General features: G+C 65.3%; 17 protein-coding genes. 14 read left to right on the top strand and 3 right to left on the bottom strand.

Annotated elements, in window-relative coordinates; genetic code table 11:
- Positions 1–132 precede the first annotated feature (132 nt).
- A complete protein-coding gene (locus D3260_RS16725) occupies positions 133–1,587 on the bottom strand; it encodes an aldehyde dehydrogenase family protein (RefSeq protein ID WP_120099753.1) in 1,455 nt (484 codons plus the stop codon).
- A 490-nt stretch (positions 1,588–2,077) separates the two neighbouring features.
- Between D3260_RS16725 and D3260_RS16720 the strand changes: the two genes are divergently transcribed.
- From D3260_RS16720 to D3260_RS16710, 3 genes are read left to right on the top strand one after another with little or no spacing between them, the layout of a single operon-like run.
- Complete coding sequence (locus D3260_RS16720) at positions 2,078–3,523, top strand: alginate export family protein (protein WP_120099752.1); 1,446 nt, start codon at positions 2,078–2,080, stop codon at positions 3,521–3,523.
- A gap of 54 nt (positions 3,524–3,577) precedes the next feature.
- Entirely contained in the window at positions 3,578–4,900 is a 1,323-nt protein-coding gene (locus D3260_RS16715) for an MFS transporter (protein WP_120099751.1), read from the top strand.
- An 11-nt stretch (positions 4,901–4,911) separates the two neighbouring features.
- The gene (locus D3260_RS16710) at positions 4,912–5,835 is read left to right on the top strand and encodes an MBL fold metallo-hydrolase (RefSeq protein ID WP_199671568.1); all 924 of its coding nucleotides are present in this window, start codon (positions 4,912–4,914) and stop codon (positions 5,833–5,835) included.
- A gap of 83 nt (positions 5,836–5,918) precedes the next feature.
- Here the strand turns inward: D3260_RS16710 and D3260_RS16705 are convergent, their stop codons facing one another.
- Entirely contained in the window at positions 5,919–7,178 is a 1,260-nt protein-coding gene (locus tag D3260_RS16705) for an MFS transporter (protein ID WP_120099757.1), read from the bottom strand.
- A gap of 7 nt (positions 7,179–7,185) precedes the next feature.
- Positions 7,186–8,187, bottom strand: coding sequence for a transporter (locus D3260_RS16700; RefSeq protein ID WP_158583590.1), 1,002 nt, complete (start codon positions 8,185–8,187; stop codon positions 7,186–7,188).
- A gap of 227 nt (positions 8,188–8,414) precedes the next feature.
- Between D3260_RS16700 and D3260_RS16695 the strand changes: the two genes are divergently transcribed.
- The 11 genes from D3260_RS16695 to pobA all read left to right on the top strand — a co-directional run bounded on the left by D3260_RS16695 (position 8,415) and on the right by pobA (position 20,549).
- Entirely contained in the window at positions 8,415–9,806 is a 1,392-nt protein-coding gene (locus D3260_RS16695; protein ID WP_120099749.1) for a lyase family protein, read from the top strand.
- 58 nt (positions 9,807–9,864) lie between these two features.
- Complete coding sequence (locus D3260_RS16690) at positions 9,865–10,686, top strand: CoA transferase subunit A (protein WP_120099748.1); 822 nt, start codon at positions 9,865–9,867, stop codon at positions 10,684–10,686.
- Positions 10,687–10,688: 2 nt separating this feature from the next.
- Complete coding sequence (locus tag D3260_RS16685; RefSeq protein ID WP_120099747.1) at positions 10,689–11,462, top strand: CoA-transferase subunit beta; 774 nt, start codon at positions 10,689–10,691, stop codon at positions 11,460–11,462.
- 301 nt (positions 11,463–11,763) lie between these two features.
- Positions 11,764–12,972: a 3-oxoadipyl-CoA thiolase gene (gene pcaF / locus D3260_RS16680; protein ID WP_120099746.1), complete on the top strand. Its 1,209-nt coding sequence runs from the start codon at positions 11,764–11,766 to the stop codon at positions 12,970–12,972.
- 192 nt (positions 12,973–13,164) lie between these two features.
- Entirely contained in the window at positions 13,165–14,478 is a 1,314-nt protein-coding gene (locus D3260_RS16675) for a short-chain fatty acid transporter (RefSeq protein ID WP_120099745.1), read from the top strand.
- A gap of 16 nt (positions 14,479–14,494) precedes the next feature.
- On the top strand, positions 14,495–15,682 hold the full coding sequence (locus D3260_RS16670; RefSeq protein WP_120099744.1) for an alpha/beta fold hydrolase: 1,188 nt from the start codon (positions 14,495–14,497) through the stop codon (positions 15,680–15,682).
- Complete coding sequence (locus D3260_RS16665; RefSeq protein WP_120099743.1) at positions 15,679–16,818, top strand: NAD(P)-dependent alcohol dehydrogenase; 1,140 nt, start codon at positions 15,679–15,681, stop codon at positions 16,816–16,818. Before D3260_RS16670 ends, D3260_RS16665 begins: the two co-directional genes overlap by 4 nt.
- A 61-nt stretch (positions 16,819–16,879) precedes the next feature.
- The gene (locus tag D3260_RS16660) at positions 16,880–17,818 is read left to right on the top strand and encodes a LysR substrate-binding domain-containing protein (protein ID WP_120099742.1); all 939 of its coding nucleotides are present in this window, start codon (positions 16,880–16,882) and stop codon (positions 17,816–17,818) included.
- Positions 17,819–17,920: 102 nt separating this feature from the next.
- Positions 17,921–18,655, top strand: a complete 735-nt coding sequence (gene pcaH / locus D3260_RS16655; RefSeq protein WP_120099756.1) for a protocatechuate 3,4-dioxygenase subunit beta — start codon at positions 17,921–17,923, stop codon at positions 18,653–18,655.
- A gap of 10 nt (positions 18,656–18,665) precedes the next feature.
- Positions 18,666–19,313 (top strand): protocatechuate 3,4-dioxygenase subunit alpha, encoded by a 648-nt coding sequence (pcaG, locus tag D3260_RS16650; RefSeq protein WP_120099741.1) that lies wholly within the window; start codon positions 18,666–18,668, stop codon positions 19,311–19,313.
- A gap of 45 nt (positions 19,314–19,358) precedes the next feature.
- A complete protein-coding gene (pobA, locus tag D3260_RS16645; RefSeq protein WP_120099755.1) occupies positions 19,359–20,549 on the top strand; it encodes a 4-hydroxybenzoate 3-monooxygenase in 1,191 nt (396 codons plus the stop codon).
- Positions 20,550–20,649 lie beyond the last annotated feature (100 nt).

Below are 20,649 nucleotides of genomic sequence, written 5' to 3'. Positions count from 1 at the left end.
AACGCTGAGTCGCGCATTCTTGTGCGTGTTCATCCGGGTGGCTCCTTTGGCTTCTGGATTTCAGCACCCATCAGCTTCAAGGGTCGCGGCTCGGATGAACAATCTACTGAGAGGTCACACCTAGGGCATCGCTCAGATCGGGTAGTGCCGATCGCCCGACTGCAACGTCATCCAGCGCAGATCAGTGAATTCGGCAATGCCGGCCTGGCCGCCGAAACGTCCGTAACCACTGGCCTTGACGCCTCCGAAGGGCATCTGGGGTTCATCGTGCACGGTCGGGCCGTTGATATGACAGATGCCCGAACGGATCCGATCGGCGATCGCCATGCCGCGGGCGCCGTCACCGGAGAAGACCGCGGCCGACAATCCGTATTCGGTGTCATTGGCCGAGGCGACCAGGGCCTCGTCGCCTCCGGCCACTCGGATCATCGCGACCACGGGGCCGAACGATTCCTCGGTATAGAGCCGCATCTCGGGCGTGACATGGTCGAGCACGGTCGGCTGCATCACCACCGAATCGGCCGGCCCGCCGGCCAGTAGCCGCGCGCCCTTGTTGACGGCGTCTTCGATCAGTTCGTTGAGATGGCAGCGCGCGGGCTCACCGATCAGCGTGCCGAGCGGTGTGTCCTCGTGGCGCGGATCCCCTGCCTTCAATGTCTTGACCTTGGCTGCGAGTTTCTCGGCAAAGTCGTCGGCCACGGCATCCGCGACGATCAATCGCTCGGTGGACATGCAGATCTGGCCCTGATGAAAGAAGGCGCCAAAGGCGGCCGCTGCGACCGCGGCATCGAGATCGGCATCGTCGGCGACCACGAAGGGCGCCTTGCCCCCCAGCTCCAGCAGTGCCGGCTTGAACACCCCGGCCGCCGTCTGGCCGATGATCCGTCCGACGCTCGTCGAGCCCGTGAAATTCACACGGGCGATCGCCGGGTGCTCGATCAACGTACGTACCACGTCGGCCGCATCGGCCGGATCGTTGGTCACGACGTTGACCACACCTTGGCCCATGCCGGCCTCGGTGAGCGCCTGGCCGATCAGGTGATGCACGGCCGGGCACTGCTCGGAAGCCTTGAGCACGACGGTGTTGCCGCACGCCAGTGCCGTGGCGAGTGCCCGCGTGCCCAGGATGACCGGCGCGTTCCACGGGGCGATGCCGAGAACCGGCCCACAGGGCACACGTTTCGACAGGGCCAGATTACCCGGTACATCGCTCGGGATCGTCGCCCCTTGGATCTGGGTCGTCAGACCCGCCGCTTCGCGCAGCATGCCGGCTGCCACGTGGACATTGAAGCCGGCCCAGGCCGCCGTCGCGCCTGTCTCCTCGATCATGGCCGTCGTGAGATCCGCAGCACGGGCCTCCAGCGCATCGGCGGCGGCCAGCAGTTTGCGGCGGCGCTCGCCCGGCCCGGTTTGCGACCAGGCCTCGAACGCGGCCCCCGCGGCCTCGGCCGCAGCGGCCGCATCCGCCATCTGTGCGGCGGCCGCCCGGGTAACGACATCTCCACCGGCCGGATTGGCCCGATCGAAGGTGGCACCGTTTTCGGCGGCACGTGCCGCCCCCCCGATCAACAGTTTCAGTTCATTCATTTCAACCCTCTCATCTGTCCAGCCGCGCATGACTGCTGACCGGCCTGTATTGCGTCTTCAGACGCACCCGAAGTTCGCATGGCGACTTTTGAGCCGCAAGACGTACAGCCTCGTCTTGCCGGCATTCACAATAGCCTTCCGCGCCGCTTTCACAAGATCGGTCGGCCAGCCATACGCGGCCCGTACCCAGTCCGTTCGTCTCCGGCGAAGTCTTTGCGAGCCTGGGTTTTCAAACCGCGACGATATGCCGATCGAGACCAGTCAAGGCACTGGCTGACTACCGATCGTGCCAACCAAACTGGCTATTACATATAACGAGTTAGCCTTTCGTCGCGCAACCAATGTCGCATTGGAGTGCGGTGCTGAATCGGGATGATATCGATACACGAACAAAAGTTCGCAAAACGGACTACATGACAAGCACAGCGCACTGGCGTACTCGGGAATACCGGCATCGCGCTGTCATCGCCACTCGGGGGAGAACAAGATCATGCCGCTCAGAAGACATCCTTTTTCTATCGCGGGCCGCGCCCTGCTCACATTGGCGCTTGCCTCGTCCGGGGCCTTCGCCGCCGACCCGACCGACTCGGCGCGGACCGCGAAGCCGCCGCCATCCAAGCCGTTGCGGCCCGGCCCGCCGCGTTATCTCGACCAGTATAAGTATCTGGCCGACACCGATACGACGGCACGCACCTGGCTGGACAGCCTGCATTTCATCGAACTGCCGCGGGATTCGTATCTCAGCCTCGGCGGCGGTGGACGCGCGCGTTATGAAAGCTACGAAAACCCGGCCTTCGGTCTGGCCGGCGTCGATCACGATGGTTACTTCCAGACACGTGCCGAGCTGCATGCCGACCTGCATCTGCTGGATGATGCCTTGCGCGCTTTCGTACAGATCAACGACACCCGGTCCTGGGACAAGAAACTGCGTGGTCCCGTCGACGAGAGCCATACAGAAGTGGCCCAGGCATTTGTCGACTTCGGCTTCCCTCAGAGCGGCCCCGGCAAGGGCACGCTGCGCTTCGGGCGTCAGCAGATGTCGTTCGGCGAGGGGGTCTTGGTGACCACACGCCTGGTGCCGAATGTGCGCCTAAGTTTCGACGGTTTCCGGCTGTCGGTCGCTGACGACCGAGGCGATTCACTGGACGCCTTTGCCGTGCGCCCGGTAGATAATCTGCGCACGGGCAGCTTCGACGACAGCTCGCAGAATGCGGGTTCGTTCTACGGGCTTTACGGCACCGTGGCCTGGCACGACGGGATTTCGCAGGATCTCTATGCCTTCGGCTACAAGCGTGATCAGCGCACGATTGCCGGCCAGACCGGCGACGAAACCCGCAACACGCTGGGTACGCGCCTGTTCGGCACGCTGGCCAACGTCGACTACACGGTCGATCTGATGTACCAGACCGGTGACTTCGACGATCGCGATATCTCGGCCTGGGGCGTGTCCAGTTCCTATGGCTATACGTTCAAGGACGCCCCGGCTCATCCAGGCATCGCGCTGCGTCTCGATGCCGCCAGCGGTGACGACGATCCGAACGACGGCACCCTGCGCACCTTCGACCCGCTGTTCCCGTCCAACGGGCGTTTCTACGGCAACGGCGAGTACACGACGCTCGCCAATCTCGTGGTGGTCGGCCCGCAGTTCGCAGTCTCGCCGTTCAAGACGCTGACATTCTCACCGACGATCCTGTCGCTGTGGAAACAGGCCGAAAACGATGCCGTCTATCTACCGGCCATGCGTACGGTACCGGGCACGCAGGACACCGGCGGCCGACATATCGGCATGTCCTATGACCTATTCGCGCGCTGGACGCCAACCGATCTGATCACGATCGATTTCGAATACCAGTACTACGACGTCGACGGCGCGATCGAACGGGCCGGCGGCGAGGATTCGCAGTATTTCTCGGTACGTACCCACCTGCTTTTCTGACCGGCCGTCCGGCCGGCCGTTTGCCCCCATTTTCTTCGCGCAAGGAATCACGACATGAGCCGCGCACCGACACAGATCATTGAACAATCCCCCATGGGCGCCCTGCAGATCGTGGCCATCACGCTCACGGTCCTGCTCAACGGCCTGGACGGGTTCGACGTACTGGCGATCAGCTTCGCCTCGCCGGGCATTGCCAGCGAATTCGGTATCGACCGCAGCGCGCTGGGCTTCGTGCTCGCCGCCGAGCTGATCGGCATGAGCGTCGGCTCGGTGGTACTCGGCAGTCTCTCCGACAAGCTCGGCCGCCGCCCGTTGATCCTGTTCTGCCTGCTCACCATGAGCCTCGGCATGTTCGGCTCGTCCAGTGCCAACTCGGTGCTCACACTGGCGATCTGGCGTATCGCCACGGGCGTGGGCATCGGCGGCATGCTGGCCGCCATCACCGCGACCGCAGCCGAACACAGCAACGAAAAGAACCGCAGTTTCTGCGTGGCACTGAGCGCGATCGGTTATCCGATCGGTGCCGTGCTTGGCGGCAGTGTCGCCGCCTGGCTGCTCTCGCTCTATGACTGGCGATCCGTCTTCATCTTCGGTGGCACGATTACCGCTGTCTTTCTCCCGATCGTCTGGCTCGGGATGCCGGAGACGATCGCGCATCTGGCCCAGAAGCAGCCCCGCAATGCGCTCTCGCGAATCAATCGAATCCTCGCGCGCATGGGCCATGCTGCGGTCGATCAGCTGCCGGTACCACGCCAGGCCGAGTTCAAGACCCCAACCGCCGAGCTGTTTGCGCCAACGCTGATCCGGCGCACCATCCTGGTCACGCTCGCCTACTTCCTGCACATCGCGACCTTCTATTTCATCCTCAAATGGGTACCGAAGATCGTGGTGGACATGGGCTTCGTGGCGTCGTCGGCCGCCGGTGTTCTGGTCTGGGCCAACGTCGGCGGTGCGATCGGCGGCATCACCCTGGGCTTCATCACACGGCGCCTGCCCACGCGCCTGATGACCATCATCGCGTTGCTCGGGGCCTTCGTCATGGTCAGCGTCTTCGGCATGGGCCAGAGCACGATCTTCCAGCTGTCACTGATCGCCGCGATTGCCGGGTTCTTCACCAACTCGGGCGTGGTCGGCCTCTATGCGCTGTTCGCCGAAGCCTTTCCGACGCAGGTGCGCGGCGCCGGCACCGGATTCGCCATCGGCGTGGGGCGCGGCGGCGCCGCACTCTCGCCGATTCTCGCCGGCTTCCTGTTCGACGGCGGTCTCGGTCTACAGGGTGTGGCTATCATCATGGCCAGCGGGGCGCTGATCGCGGCCGTCTGCCTGATGCTGCTACGCACCGCCGATCTACAGAACGATCAACGCCAGGCTTCCTGAGACGATAAATCATGAAACGCGACCGCATGTATCGATACGGGCAGGGACTGGCAGCCGCCTGTCTGCTCTTGGGCATGGCTTTGCCCGCCGCGGCCCAAACCCGCGTGGTGATGCTGGGCACCGGAACACCGGTGCCCGACAGCCATCGCGCCGGCCAGAGTGTCGCGGTTGTCCACGACGACAAGGCCTATGTCTTCGATCTCGGAGACGGAGCGATACGCAATGCGATCCGGGCCAGCCAGGACATGGGCATCGAAGCTCTGTCCCCGACCCGTATCGATCGAGTCTTTTTCACGCATCTGCACAGCGATCACATGCTGGATTATCCGGCACTGCTCAATACGTACTGGTGGCGCCGCGATCATCACGTCGAGGTCTACGGCCCGCCGGGCATCGAGGCCATGAGCCAGGGGGTCTATCAAATGCTCGCGCCGGACATTGCGGCCCGAAAAGCCGGCAACCAGCCGATCAGCGATCCGGCGGGTTATCGGGCCAATACACACGCGTTCCGCGACAACGGCGTCGTACTGGCCGAGAACGGCGTGCGCATCTCGGCGTTCAAGGTCTCCCACGGCGAGGTCAAGCCAGCCTTCGGCTATCGAATCGAGACGCCCGACAAGACGATCGTCCTCTCCGGTGACACCGCCTACGATCCGCACGTCGCCGCGCAGGCCAGGGATGCAGACATCCTGATACACGAGGCGGCCTCGCAGGCCGGGCTATCGGCTCTGCCGGCACAATGGCAACGCTATCATCACGCCGCGCACACCCCGAGCGACGCGGTCGCCCGGATCGCCAACCAGGCCCGGCCGGACAAGCTGATTCTTGTGCACAACCTGTTCTACGGGGCTGACGAGAAGAGCACGCTCACCGAAGTCCGAAAGGATTACGAGGGCGACGTCGTCCTGGCCAACGATCTGGACGTCTTCGAGTAAGCGCGGCGCCGGGCCGGCTCAACCGGCCCGAAACGCCCACGGGCCCGGCCGAAAGCCGGGCGTTGCGAGGTCGCCTCGAACGATCAGTCGGCGACCGCGACCGGGCAGGTCTCGCGCATGAACAACGCGACGAGGAAAACCAGCAGGGCGCCACCGCCGGCCATCCATAACGGTATGGCCAGCCCGAACCGGGGCCACATATCCGCCAGCATGCCGGCGGCCGTCGGCGCCACGGCCCCGCCGATCAATTCCCCGAACAGCGTCACCAGGCCGATCGCCGCGGCCGCCATGGCCGGCGGCGCTGTTTCGGTGGGCACCAGCACCATGAGAATGGCAGCCACCGCCTGGCCGGCCTGACTGACAAACAGCACCCCGGCGAGCAGCCACAGATGATGATACATCGGCGGCCAGAGCAGGATGAGTGGCAACACCATGCAGATCGGGCCCGAGATGAGCAGCGTCGCACGTCGGCCGATCACATCCGATGCCGTGGCCACGATACAGCCGATGAAGAAACTGCCGAGCCCGGCGGCGCCCATCAGAAAACCGGCGGTGGTGGCCGGCTCACCGGCAACTTCGGTGATATAGAGCGGGCAGAAGGTGTTGTAGAGAATCAGCCAGCCGACGAACCCGACGTTGCCGAGGGCGGCCAGCCGGATATTGCGATATTTCAGCAGCGTGGCGAAATCGCGAAACCCCGGGCGCTCGGCTTGATGTCGACGCGCGGTGCGCTCGTCTGCGTGGGCTGGCTCCCGAACGACGAACCAGATCACGAATCCAAGGATCACGCCCGGCGCGCCGGCGACCACGAACGCCCAGCGCCAGCCGATGCGCGCAGCGATCTGGGTGGTCAGCACCGGCGCCGCGGCGAAACCGATCAGGGCCGCCGCCGATACCACGATGCCGGTATTGCGGCCACGCCGTTTCGGATGAGAGGCCTTCTCCGTGACGGTATTGACGATCGACCAGCAGGGGCCTTCGGCAACACCGACCGCCCCGCGCAACAACAACAGCTGGCCGAAATTGCGCGCGGCACCACAGAGCCACGACAACCCGGCGAAGACGAAGACCGCTGGCACCAGCACCCGCTTGCGTCCGACGCGATCCGATAACGCGCCCAGCCCGAAGGACGAGAACGCCCAGGTGATGGCAAGCACCGAGGCCAGCGCCCCGATCTGCCCGGCAGACAGACCGAAATCCGCGGCGATGAAGGGCGCCAGATAGAGCTCGGCCATGCGGTCGAGAAACACGGTCCCCCAGGTCAGAAACATCAACGCGACGACGAAGGCCTCATAGCCGCTGTCATGCCCCGGCGCGGGATGTCGCTGGGTCGTATTGGGCATGACCATCTCAGCTGTGGGGGCCGACGTGCGTCGCGGTCCCCAGCAACGGCACAGCGAACTGGACCCAGACAGTGTCGCCCTCGGCGCGGTTTCTGACGCCGAAATCGTGCTGCCACTTCAGGGCCGCGCCGCCGAACCGCGTGTTGTAGATCACCTGCGGGCCGATGGCGAACGCTTCCGCGCGATGCCCGTCCGGACCGACGGTCTCGCCGAACTGCTCATCGTCGCTGAACTGCCGGAGCAGGTAACCCTGGATGCCGAACGCCAGATGCTGAGCGAAATCGTCGGGCGAGCGATTCACGAAAGGCTGATAGTTGGCCGCGTAGTCCCAGTCGACGGAATTGCCCGACTGATAGCGCGTCGCGCTGTTCTTGGTATTGAACTCGGCATAGACCGCGCTTTCGAGCGTGAGCTTGTCGGTGGCGTGATACGTCAGATTGATGCTCGGGTCGAAGGACCAGTAGTTCTTGCCCACATTGGCCAGATCGTCGGCGTCGTAGCGGCCGGTCGGGGCATAGATATCCAGCCCGGAGTAGATAAACAGACGTTCATCCGGCGAATGCCAGGACAGATAGTTCTGGAAATCCATGTCGTCGAGGCCCGTGGCCTGATCCGACATCGGGCCGATATCCAGATGGTTGTGGACGAGCGTGAGCACCGCGCCGATCGAATAATGGAACGGACCGATCGGCTGCTTGAACGTATAGAGGAAACGCGCCGCATTGACCTCGGCGTTGAGGCCGTAGCCGGGTAGCTCCTCGTCGCCCGAATCATCGGCCAGCGTGCCGCTCCACTGCACCAGCGTGTAGTTGCGCCAGGACAACGTGCCCGGCAACGGCATGTAACCGTCGCCGACCGTGTTCACCCCGACCGGATAATGCGTCGTGCCGTTCTCGGTGGCCTGCGCCGCCGGCAGCGCGGCGAACAGGCCCGTGGCCAGCAGACCGAGCGCCAGGCCCACCCGCATTGGCGCCGTCAGCAGCCCGTTGATTTCGAGATCGCGACTCATGGTGTCCCCCTGTTTGACGATGGCGTCGCGCCGCATCGATGACCCGAACGGCGCGTTCGTATAGCGGATTAAGCTCCGATCTGCGAACATACTGCGCGTGCCATACATTGACTGAACAGTCGGCGTTCGTCTTAGGCCGTAAGTCGAAGACGTGCGGCGACCATCGAGAGTGACGCCAGCCACCGGCTGATTCATCGTGTCTGTTCTCAAGCCCGACGAGCCTTGCCATGTACGAACATCTGCTGCGCGATCCGTTTGCCAGTTCGATCGCCCGAGGGGCCACCCGCGATATCGATCTCGTGGCCGCGATGTGTCGTTTCGAGTCCGCACTGGCCGCGGTTCAGGAAAGACGCGGCGTGCTGGCCCCCGGAGCAGCGCCGGCCATCACCGATGCACTGCGCCCCGAAGCATTCGACCTCGATGCGCTGGCTCGCGAGACACCGGACGGCGGCAATGTGGCCGTCGCGTTCGTCAAACATGCCAAGGCCCTGTTGCCGGCCGAATGGCAAGCCAGCCTGCATGTCGGCGCCACCAGCCAGGATGTGCTCGACAGCGCGCTGATGCTCGTCATTCGTCCGCGACTGGGTGCAAGTCTGGCGCATCTCGATACGGCCCTGGCTGCCGGCGGCCGACAGATGACGGCCCATCGCGGCACACCCATGCCCGGGCGAACGCTCACGCAGCAGGCCCTGCCGATTACCGCCGGGGCCAAGATCGCCCAGTGGATGCACGGTCTGCTCGCGGCCGGCCTGCGTCTGCGCGCGGTGCACGACGCGGGTTTATTCGTACAGTTCGGCGGGCCCGTGGGGGCCCACCACGGCCTGGACAACGGCCTGGATCAGATGGGCGCGCTGGCCGCCGAGCTCGCCCTGGCCTGCCCGTTGCTCCCCTGGCATACCGACCGCCAGCCGGTGCTGGCCATCGGCGATGCATTGGGCAGCGTGGCCGTGGCGGCCGAGAAGATCGCCACGGATGTCGCCTGGATGGCCCAGACCGAAGTCGCCGAAGCGCGCGAACCGGCGGCGACGGGCAGCGGCGGTTCGTCTTCCATGCCACACAAGGCCAACCCCGTGGGCAGCACCCGGATTCGGGCGGCAGCGCGCCAGGTGCATGCGGCGGTGGCCACGCTGCATGGCGCCGGGGCCCAGCCCCACGAGCGGGCCTTTGGCGAATGGCATGCCGAATGGGCGCCCTTGCTGGATGCGGTGATTCTGGTCGAGGGTGCACTCGAGACACTGGCGACCCTGCTTGACGGCCTGGTGCTGGACGCCACGGCCATGCGTCGCAATCTGGCGATTCCGGCCGGCGCCAACCTCGGTGCCCCAAGCCGTGCCCTGCTGGCGCCTCATCTCGACGATGCCACGGCGAAAGCGGCCATCGCCGCGGCCGTGAAGCATGCCCGCGAAACCGGGCGTGCCTATGCCGAGGCTCTGGCCGAGCAGCCGGCAGTCGCGGCCTGCCTGGATGTCGAGACGGTACTAGCTGCGCTCGACCCGGCCCGTTATACCGGCAGCAGTGCCACCCAGGTCGATCACATGCTCACAGCGATCGCGCGAACCGGCATGCTCGCCCCCGCTCCGACCAAAGCCGAGGTTGACGCAAACACTTCTGCCCTCTAGTTTTATTCGTATATCAAACGATGGTTCGAATAACGAACTTTTAGTCAGGAGACCATCGATGGCCGAGTTCCTGTCCCTGCCGGACGCCATCGCCCGATACGTCGACGACGGGGCGACTGTCGCGCTGGAGGGCTTCACCCATCTGATTCCGTTCGCTGCCGGCCACGAGATCATTCGCCAGGGCAAACGTGACCTGACGCTGATCCGCATGACACCGGACCTGATCTATGACCAGATGATCGGCGCCGGTTGCGCAAAGAAACTGATCTTCTCCTGGGGCGGCAATCCCGGCGTCGGCTCGCTGCATCGCCTGCGCGACGCAGTCGAAAAGGGCTGGCCCCGCCGCATCGACATCCTGGAACACAGCCATGCCGCCATGGCCAATGCCTTCGAGGCCGGCGCCGCCGGCCTGCCGCTGGCCGTGCTGCGCGGCTATATCGGCTCGGACCTGCCCAAGGTCAACGACCAGATCAAGTTCATCGAATGCCCGTTCACCGGGGAACGGCTGGCTGCGGTGCCGTCGATCCGGCCCGATGTATCGATCGTGCATGCCCAGAAGGCCGACCGGCACGGCAACGTGCTGGTCGAGGGCATCGTCGGCGTCCAGAAGGAAGCCGTCATGGCCGCTAGAACATCCATCGTCACGGTCGAGGAAGTCGTCGACACGCTGGACACCCATCCCAATGCCTGCGTGATTCCGGGCTGGGTCATCAACGCCGTGGCCAGGGCACCCGGCGGCGCCAAACCGTCCTATACCCACGGCTATTACCCGCGCTCGAACAAATTCTATAAAGACTGGGATGCGATCGCCCGCGATCGCGAGGCGTTCACCGCCTGGCTCGACGAGCACGTCCACGGCAAGACCCATCAGGAGGCCTGATCATGAGCGACGGTTATACATCGGGCGAGATGATGACGGTCACCGCCTCACGCGCCCTGCGCGACGGTCAGAGCTGTTTCGTGGGCATCGGGCTGCCCAGCGAGGCCGCCAATCTGGCACGCCTGACCCACGCTCCGAACGTGGTGCTGATCTATGAATCCGGCACGCTTGCAACCAAACCGGAGGTGTTGCCGCTGTCCATCGGCGACGGCGAGCTGTGCGAAACCGCGCTGACCACGGTGTCCGTGCCCGAGATGTTCCGGTACTGGGTCCAGGGCGGCAAGATTGATGTCGGATTTCTGGGGGCGGCCCAGATCGACAAGTACGCCAACCTCAACACCACGCTGATCGGCGACTACACCGATCCCAAGGTGCGGCTGCCCGGCGGTGGCGGCGCACCGGAGATGGCGACCTGCACCGGCGAGATATTCATCACGCTCAAGCACTCGAAGCGCACGTTCGTCGAGGCCGTGGATTTCGTGACCACTGTCGGCTTCGGCCGCGACGGCACCGCGCGGGACGGCGTACCCCACATCGGTGCCGGCCCGACCCGCGTGATCACCGACCTCTGTGTCATGCAGCCCGATCCCGAAACCCGCGAGCTCACCGTCACCTCGATCCATCCCGGCGTTGGCCGGGACGAGATCATCGAGGCCACCGGCTGGGCGATCGCCTTTGCCGACGACGTCACGGACACTGCGGAGCCCAGCGACCAAGAACTCCACGTCCTGCGGGCCCTCAAGGCCCGCACCGAGACACATCACGCGGCGTCGTAGCTTGAAGACGATAAGACAAACCACGGATGACGCCGATGGGCTCGCCTAGAGCCTGTCGTCAGGAGATAGCCCGCCGCATTGCCCCGCCGATGGTGTCAGGCAAGGCGCGGGCCGCCGATCGTGGCGTACCACGATCCAGACTCGCAACGCCGCAGGGCGGCCATTGTCGATTGTTTATGGGTGGCCCAACCCTTCGGGAAAGGCTTCAACGAGACATCTCGGTGCGCTGATAAGCATGCGCATCGACGTCATCTGTGGATAGAAAAAGAACCGCCCGCGAAATCATAAGAAGGAGTCCCAAATGTCGAACGATGTCTTTCTCTGTCACCCCCGTCGCACGGCCGTTGGGCGGTTCGGCGGCACGCTGGCCAGCGTCCGGCCGGACGACATGCTGGCCCATGTCTTCAAGGCCGTGCTCGCCGAGGCGCCGAATCTGGACCCGGCCGCCATCGACGACGTGATCGCCGGTTGTGCCAATCAGGCCGGTGAAGACAACCGCAATGTCGCCCGGATGTCGCTCCTGCTGGCCGGGCTGCCCGAGACCGTGCCCGGCGCGACCGTCAACCGACTCTGCGGCTCGAGCATGGATGCCGTGGGCACCGCTGCCCGGGCGATTCGCGCTGGCGAGACCGGACTGATGCTGGCCGGCGGCGTGGAATCCATGTCGCGCGCCCCGTATGTCGTCTCCAAGGCACCGTCGGCGTTCTCGCGTGGGCAGACGATGGAAGACACGACCATTGGCTGGCGCTTCATCAATCCGCTGCTCAAGAAACAGTACGGCGTCGATTCCATGCCGATCACCGGCGAGAACGTGGCCGAGCAGTTCAGTGTCTCGCGGGCGGACCAGGACGCCTTCGCTTTTCGCTCCCAGCAGAAAGCACGGGCCGCGCTGGAGGCCGGGCGGCTGGCCGAACAGATCACGCCGATCGAGATTCCGCGGCGCAAGGCCGACCCGCTGATCTTCGATACCGACGAGCATCCGCGTCCGGAATCCACGCTGGAAAAACTCGCCAAGCTGCCCACGCCGTTTCGGGACAACGGCACGGTCACGGCCGGCAATGCCTCGGGCGTGAACGATGGCGCGGGTGCACTGCTCGTCGCCGGCGAACAGGCGCTCCGGGATTTCGACCTGAAACCCATGGCCCGCATCGTCGGCACGGCAACCGCCGGGGTCGAGCCCCGCATCATGGGCATGGGACCCTTGCATGCCTCGAACAAGCTCCTGGCACGGCTCGGGCTGTCCATCGAGCAGATGGGCGTGATTGAGCTCAACGAAGCCTTCGCCAGCCAGGCCCTGGCGGTGACCCGGGGCTGGGGCCTGGCCGACGACGACCCACGCGTGAACCCCAACGGTGGCGCGATCGCGATCGGCCATCCGCTCGGCATGTCGGGCGTGCGCATCATCCAGTCGGCACTGCATGAAATGGAACGGGCCAACGCGGAATACGCGCTGGCCACGATGTGCATCGGCGTCGGCCAGGGGATCGCGACCGTTCTGCAGCGGGTGTGACCCGGCTCACGGGGCAATCCGTCCGACGATGCTGTCGATGGAATCGCCCATTTCCGATCCATATCGCGCCGGCGCTCGGTCTAGAGAACGAAGCGAACGCCTCGTGAGAAACGCGTCCCCGGCCCGTCGGTAAGCGCGACGATCGAGGCCCCGCCCCGGATAGAAGAAGAAACCGACGGGAGAAGAACCGCAATGCAAGCCATCACCAACGCCTCGGTGCGCATCATCAGCCGCTGGCTGCCGGATGCGTTCGTGCTGGCCGTGATTCTGACGCTGGCCGTGTTTGCGCTCGGTATCGGCGTCACGCATCAGTCGCCGCTGGCGATGGCCAACCACTGGGGCGAGGGGTTTTCGAGCCTTTTCAAGTTCGGCATGCAGATGACGCTGGTGCTGCTGACCGGCTACGTACTGGCGCTCACACCGGCCATGCAAGCGGCGCTGAACGGCTTGACCCGCATCCCGAGCACCCCGAAACAGGCACTGATCCTGACGATCCTCGTCAGCTTCGCCTGTTATTACATCAACTGGGGTTTCGGCATGGTGGTCGGTGCCATTCTGGCGCGCGAGATGGGGCGACGCGTCACCGGTCTGCATTTTCCGTTGCTGGTGGCGGCCGCCTACGGCGGCGAACTGGTTCGCGGGCCTTCGTCGTCGATCCCGCTGGTGGTGGCCACGCCGGATAACTTCATGTCGGACCTGATCGGCGTCGTGCCGGTCTCGGCCACGCTGTACGCGTGGTGGAATATCGCGCTGACGATTGCCCTGGTGGTCCTGCTCGTCGGGCTCTATCTGGTGATGCGACCGCCATCTTCCCAGATCGTGGCGTTCAGGCCCGAGCGCGAGACGCCGGAGCGGCCGACGACGGCGCGCGACACGCCCGCCGCGCGTCTGGAGAACAGCCGCTGGCCGACGCTGCTTCTGGGGCTCATCGCCCTGACCTATCTGGTCGGATCGATCGCCGGTCAGGGGCTCAACATCAACCTCAACACGGTCATCCTGATCTTTCTGACCGCCGGGCTGTTGCTGCATGCCTCGCCGACCCGCTATCTCGCAGCCACCGAACAGGCGGTGGGCGCAGCACGCGGCATCATCGTGCAGTTCCCGCTCTATGCCGGCATCGCCGGCATGATGACGCACTCGGGGCTGGTGGATGCCTTTTCGGCCGCGTTCGTGGCAATCGCCACGCCGCATACCTTCCCGCTGCTGACGTTTCTGTCGGCCGGATTCGTGAATTTCTTCATTCCGTCCGGCGGCGGTCAATGGGCGATCCAGGGGCCGATCATGATCCAGGCGGCCCACGAGATCGGCGCGGATCCGGCCCAGACCGTCATGGCTTTCGCCTGGGGCGATGGCTGGACCAATCAGATCCAGCCGTTCTGGGCGCTGCCGCTGCTGGGCGTCGCCGGCCTGTCGGCCCGAGACATCATGGGCTACTGCCTGATCTGGCTTTGCGTGTCGGGCACGGCCATCGTGGCGACGTTCGTTGCCCTGTCTGTTTTCACCTGACGACCCCGGAGGCTCGATGCCGTTCATTCAACATCAAGGCCGTGCCATCGCCTATCGCGACAACGGCGCGCCGACTGCCCCGCCCGTGCTGCTCGTGCACCCACTGGGGATGTCACAGGGCGTGTGGGATGCCATCGTCGCCCGCCTGTCGCATCGATTCCGGCTGATCAGCTGGGATCTACCGGGCCATGGCGCCAGCGCGGCCGCAACCGGGCCGATCACCGCCGAGGACATGGCCCACGACGCCCTGGCACTGCTCGATGCGCTCGGTATCGACCGGACACACGTTGTCGCCACCTCCATCGGCGGGGTGATCGCCCAGGCGCTGCTCGTCGTCGCCCCCGAGCGTCTGCAGGCCGCCGTATTGACCAACACGGGGACGCCGATCGGCACCCGCGAGGCCTGGCACGAGCGCGCGGCCCGGGTTCGCGAGCAGCGCCTGCCCGCCCTGGCCGAAACCCTGTCCGGTCGCTGGTTCGCCCCGGCCTTCGTGGCCGCTGAGCCAGCCACACTGGCGGGCTGGCAGACCCAGCTGGCCCGCACCGATGCCGAAAGCTATGCCCGCTGTTGTGAACTCCTCGCAGCAGCCGATTTTCGGGGCCGACTGGACGCTTTCACCGGTCGCGTTGCCTTGGTCACAGGCGCCGACGATGTCGCCACACCGCCCGCCGCCCTTCAGGCCATGGCCGGGGAATTCAGAAGCGCCGAAGTCGCCGTTCTGGACGGCGTCGGCCATGTCAGCTCGGTCGAAGCGCCGGAACGGCTGGCCCGCATTGTGATCCGAACGCTTGCCCCTGCGGCCACCGAGCCGCCGGTGGCCTACGCGGATGGGCTGGCGATCCGCAAGTCGGTGCTCGGCGAGGCCCATGTGGCCCGCTCGACGCAGAACGCCACCGCGTTCGATGCGCCGTTCCAGGATTTCATCACCCGCAACGCCTGGGGCGAGCTCTGGGGTAATCCGGATCTGAGCCATCGACAGCGCAGCCTGATCACCACCGCGATACTGGCCGCGCTCGGACGCGACGGCGAGCTGGAACTGCATCTGAAGACCGCCCATCGCATCGGTATCACCGAAGCCGAACTGCGCCAGGCGCTGATGCATGTCGCGATCTATGCCGGCGTGCCAGCCGCCAATCATGCCTTCAAACTGGCCCGGCAACACGGCTGGGGCGAGGCACCGGATACGGCAACATCACAGTCATGAGTCAGCCTGGCGAAACACTGGACATTCGGGCGGCGGTCACCCGGTCGCCGGGCGCACCGTTCGTCATCGAGCCGGTACGGCTGCGTGCCCCGCGCGGCGACGAGGTGCGGGTTCGTATCGTGGCCACGGGGCTGTGCCATACGGATCTGATCGTGCGTGATCAGCACTATCCGGTGCCGCTGCCCGCCGTGCTCGGCCACGAGGGCGCCGGCGTGGTCGAATCGATCGGCCCGGATGTCCGGCATGTGGCCCCCGGCGATCATGTCGTGTTGACCTTCGGCCATTGTGGCCAGTGTCGGCACTGTCGGGACGAGGCGCCGACCTATTGCGACGATTTCTTCGGCCGCAATTTCGGCGGCGCCGGCCCGACCGGCGCGCATGTCCTGACCGATGCCGATGGCAAGGCGCTGAACGATCATTTCTTCACCCAGTCGTCGCTGGCCACGCATGCCATGAGCCGGGAGAACAGCGTCGTGCCGGTACGTCGCGATGCGCCGCTGGCGCTGCTCGGGCCGCTGGGCTGTGGCATCCAGACCGGGGCCGGTGCGGTCATGAATACGCTGCAGGTGGCGACCGGCAGCGATATTGCGATCTTCGGCGCCGGTTCGGTCGGGCTGTCGGCCGTGCTGGCCGCCCGCGCGGCCGGCGCCGCCCGGATCATCGTGGTCGATCGACTCGCCTCGCGTCTGGCGCTGGCCGCCGAGCTCGGCGCGACCGATATCGTCGATGCCGGTGAAAACGATGCCCTCGACGTCATCGCCCGACTGACCGGCGAAAACGGCGTTCGCTTCGCGGTCGAATCCACGGGCAATACGACGGTATTGCGCCAGAGCATCGCGGTACTGGGCAAACGAGGGACGGTGGCCGTGGTGGGCGCACCGGCGCTGGGCGCCGAAAGCCAATTCGACGTCAACGATCTGCTCATCGGGGGTAAGCAGATCCGCGGGGTGGTCGAAGGCGACAGCGTGCCCGGACGGTTCATACCCGCGCTGGTCGATCTGTATCTCGCCGGCCGTTTTCCCTTCGACCGCCTGGTGCGCTACTACGATTTCGCGGATATCAATCAGGTAGTTGCCGACAGTGAACAGGGCATCACGCTCAAACCGATCCTGACCATGGATTCGGCCGGGCCGTGAACGCCGCCCGCCTCACGTCGGTCGACCGGTGTGCCGAAACCACCGGGCGCGTGTCGTCGTCATGATCCATTCGCCAGTCAAACTGCGCCATCTGACGGCCTTCGCCGAGGTGGCCCGCCACGGCCAGTTCGCAGCCGCGGCCGAGGCGCTGTCGATCACCCAGCCCGGCATGTCCAAGACCATCCGCGAGCTGGAGACCGCGCTCGGCACGGTGCTGTTCGAGCGGGGCACACGAGGCGTGACTCTTACACCGGCTGGGCGGGCGCTGCTGCGCTATACCGCCCCCGCACTCCATTCGATCGCCGAGGGTATCGAAGCGGTCACCCAGGCCGTGCCCGAGTCGGTGGTACGGCTCGGGGCCTTGTCGAACGTGGAAGGCGGCCTGTTGCCGAGCGTGCTGCATGCCCTCCACGATGCCCACCCCGAATTCCGGGTGGAAGTCGAGACCGGTACCAGCGCGGCGCTGCTCAAGCGGCTGCGTCTGGGCACGCTGGATCTGGTGCTCGGACGCATGGCCGAGGCCGAGGAGATCCGGGATCTGTCCTTCGAGCACCTCTATCACGAACCGCTGGTACTGGCGGTTCGTGCCGCGCACCCGCTGGCCGCCGAACCCGCCCCCGATCTGCAGGCGATCGCCCATTACCCATGGGTGATACCGCCGCGGGGCACGACCCTGCGTGAGCAGCTCGAGCGTTTTCGGGTCGAGGCGGCGATCAGCCCGAAAACGGTGCTCGAAACGCTTTCGCTGCCGCTCGCCGAAGGCTACATCAACGGCTCGGATGCAGTCTGGGTGACACCGGCCGATACCGTGCGCGCCCTGGTTTCGGCTCATCAAATGGTCGTAGTAGGGCCACGGATCGAACGCCGTGGCGGATCGGTCGGCATCGCCGTCAACAACACCCATCCGATGGCGCCAAGCACCCGTCTATTCTGCGATTTCGTACGTCTGACCGCGCTTCGTCACGCCGATCCCGACTGGCTGGATTCGCCTGAGACATAACCGGAGCGATAACTCGGATATCGGTCTTTTCAATTGGCGCCGTGTCTGTGCCCCGGCATGTTCAAGTTTCCGAGCAGAGCCGCGATTCAAACCGGGCAGACCATGGCAGACAATCGACACATCGACTTCGTCCAGCGCGACCGGAACTGGCATCCCGACCCGGCGGCGGTCGGGTACCGAACCACCGTGCTGCGCCATCCGAAACAGGCGCTGGTGAGCCTGCAGACACCGAGCGCATCGGAGCGTACGGGCCCGGATTTCGGCGCCATGGCGCTTGGGGCTCACGACAACGATCTGCTGATGAATCACCGTCCGGGCACCGCCGCCGACGGCCTGCCGATCGGCGAGCGGATCCATGTCTACGGCCGGGTCATCGATCAGTTCGGGGCGCCGGTGCCCAATACCCTGGTCGAGATGTGGCAGGCCAATGCCGGCGGTCGCTATCGGCACAAGAAAGACAGCTACGTCGCCCCGCTCGACCCGAACTTCGGCGGCGTCGGCCGGACGGTCACCGACCCCGCGGGCTGGTATCGCTTTCGCACCATCCGGCCCGGCCCGTACCCCTGGCCGAACGATCCGAACGCCTGGCGGCCGGCGCATATCCATGTCTCGGTATTCGGCCCGTCGGTCGCCACGCGCCTCATCACGCAGCTCTACTTCGAGGGCGATCCGCTGATCCCGCGCTGCCCGATCGTCAACACCATTCGGGATGCCGATGCGGTCGAGACCCTGACGGCCCGGCTGGACATGGCTCGCTCGCGCGCCTTCGATTCACTGGTCTATCGCTTTGACATCGTCACACGAGGCGCCCTGCAGACCTGGTTCGAGAACGTTTGAGGACAAGGCCATGACACGACACGACGATTACCGACAACCGCGCGATCCGGGCGATGTGTTTTTGCCGGAGACGCCGTCGCAGACGGCGGGGCCTTATGTGCATATCGGCCTGGCGCTGGACGTCGCCGGCCTGCCCGAGCGCGACCACGAAATCGACAACCGACTGGCCGAACCGGAGGCCGAAGGCGAATTCATCGAGCTGGCCGGCGTGGTCCTCGACGGCGCCGACCAGCCGGTCGCCGACATCCTGGTCGAGGCCTGGCAGGCGGATGCACACGGCGCCTATGTCACCGACTTCGCCTTCGACAACGTCTTCAACAGTTTCGGCCGTGCCGCCCCCGGCGCCGACGATGCCGGGCGCTGGGTCTTTTCAACCATCAAGCCCGGACGCGTGCCTTATCCGGGCGCCATCGACATGGCCCCGCACATCAACCTCGCGCTGTTCGCACGGGGCATCAATATCCATCTGCAGACCCGAATCTATTTCGACGACGAAGCCGACGACAACGCGGACTGCCCGTTCCTCAACAAAGTGCCGCCCCATCGACGGGACACCCTCATCGCACGCCGGGCCGGCGAGAGCGACGCCGGACACCCACGCTACGAAATCGTCATTCGCCTGCAGGGTCCCGAGGAGACCGTGTTCTTCGACTACTGAAGACCCCGTGCGCGCTCGACGAGACAAATCCCCAGAGGAGAGATGATGAAAACCGAAGTCGCGATCATCGGCGCCGGCCCATCCGGCCTGCTGCTCGGTCAGCTGCTCACCAATGCCGGCATCGACAACGTGATTCTCGAGCGGCGCTCGGGCGCGTATGTGCTGTCGCGCATTCGTGCCGGCGTGCTGGAACAGGGCACGGTCGATCTGCTGCGCGAAGCGGGCGTGGCCGACAACCTCGATGCGAACGGCCTGATCCACGACGGTTTCGAAATCGCCTTCAACGGCGACCGGGTCCGTATCGATCTCGAAGGCCTGACCGGCGGTAAGCACGTGACCGTCTACGGCCAGACCGCCGTCACCGAGGATCTGATGAATGCCCGCCGCGCGGCCGGGGCGACGACCTACTACGAGGCCGAAGACGTCACCCCGCATGACGTGACCACCGACGCGCCGTATGTCTCGTTCACGCACGAAGGCACCGCCTATCGCCTGGACTGTGCCTATATCGCCGGCTGCGACGGATTCCACGGCGTCTCGCGCCGCTCGATTCCGGCCGAGCGGCTCAACACCTTCTCGCGGGAATATCCGCTTGGCTGGCTCGGCGTGATGAGCGAGACGCCGCCGGTAGCCGAAGAGCTGATCTATGCCACTCACGAACGCGGTTTCGCGATGTGCAGCATGCGCTCGCCGACCCGAAGCCGATACTACATCCAGGTCGCGGCCGATGAATCGCCGGACAACTGGTCGGACGAGGCGTTCTGGGCCGAACTCAAGCAACGCTTGCCAGCAGACGTGGCCGGCCAACTCGTCACCGGGCCGTCGATCGAGAAATCGGTCGCCCCGCTGCACAGTTTCGTCGCCGAGCCGATGCAATACGGCCGCATGCTTCTGCTGGGCGATGCCGCCCACATCGTCCCGCCGACCGGCGCCAAGGGCCTGAACCTGGCCGTCTCCGACGTGAACACCGCCTATCGCGTATTCCGTCAGATCTACGACCACTCGCGCCCCGAGGCGCTGAACGCGTATTCGGCGACCTGCCTGTCACGGATCTGGAAGACCGAGCGCTTCTCCTGGTGGATGACCTCCAATCTGCATAAATTCAGCGACACGCCGGACTTCAACAGCCGTATGCAGCGCGCCGAGATCAGCTACTATCTCGACTCGAAAGCCGGACGCGCGACGATTGCCGAAAACTACGTCGGCCTGCCGTTCGCCGCACTGCCGGCCGCATAGGACCGGCCACGAGCGGCCATGCCGCCGTCGATCAGCGCGGGCCGACAGGCCGCGGCCACTCGTTTGCCAAACGGGGCCGGCCATGCTGTGCTGCAGCCCG

It is taken from the genome of Salinisphaera sp. Q1T1-3, from assembly GCF_003602005.1.
In the GTDB taxonomy this organism is placed as follows: Bacteria; Pseudomonadota; Gammaproteobacteria; order Nevskiales; family Salinisphaeraceae; genus Salinisphaera.
The sequence above is the reverse complement of the archived record's forward strand: the minus strand, read 5'-3'. Positions and strand labels throughout refer to the sequence as shown.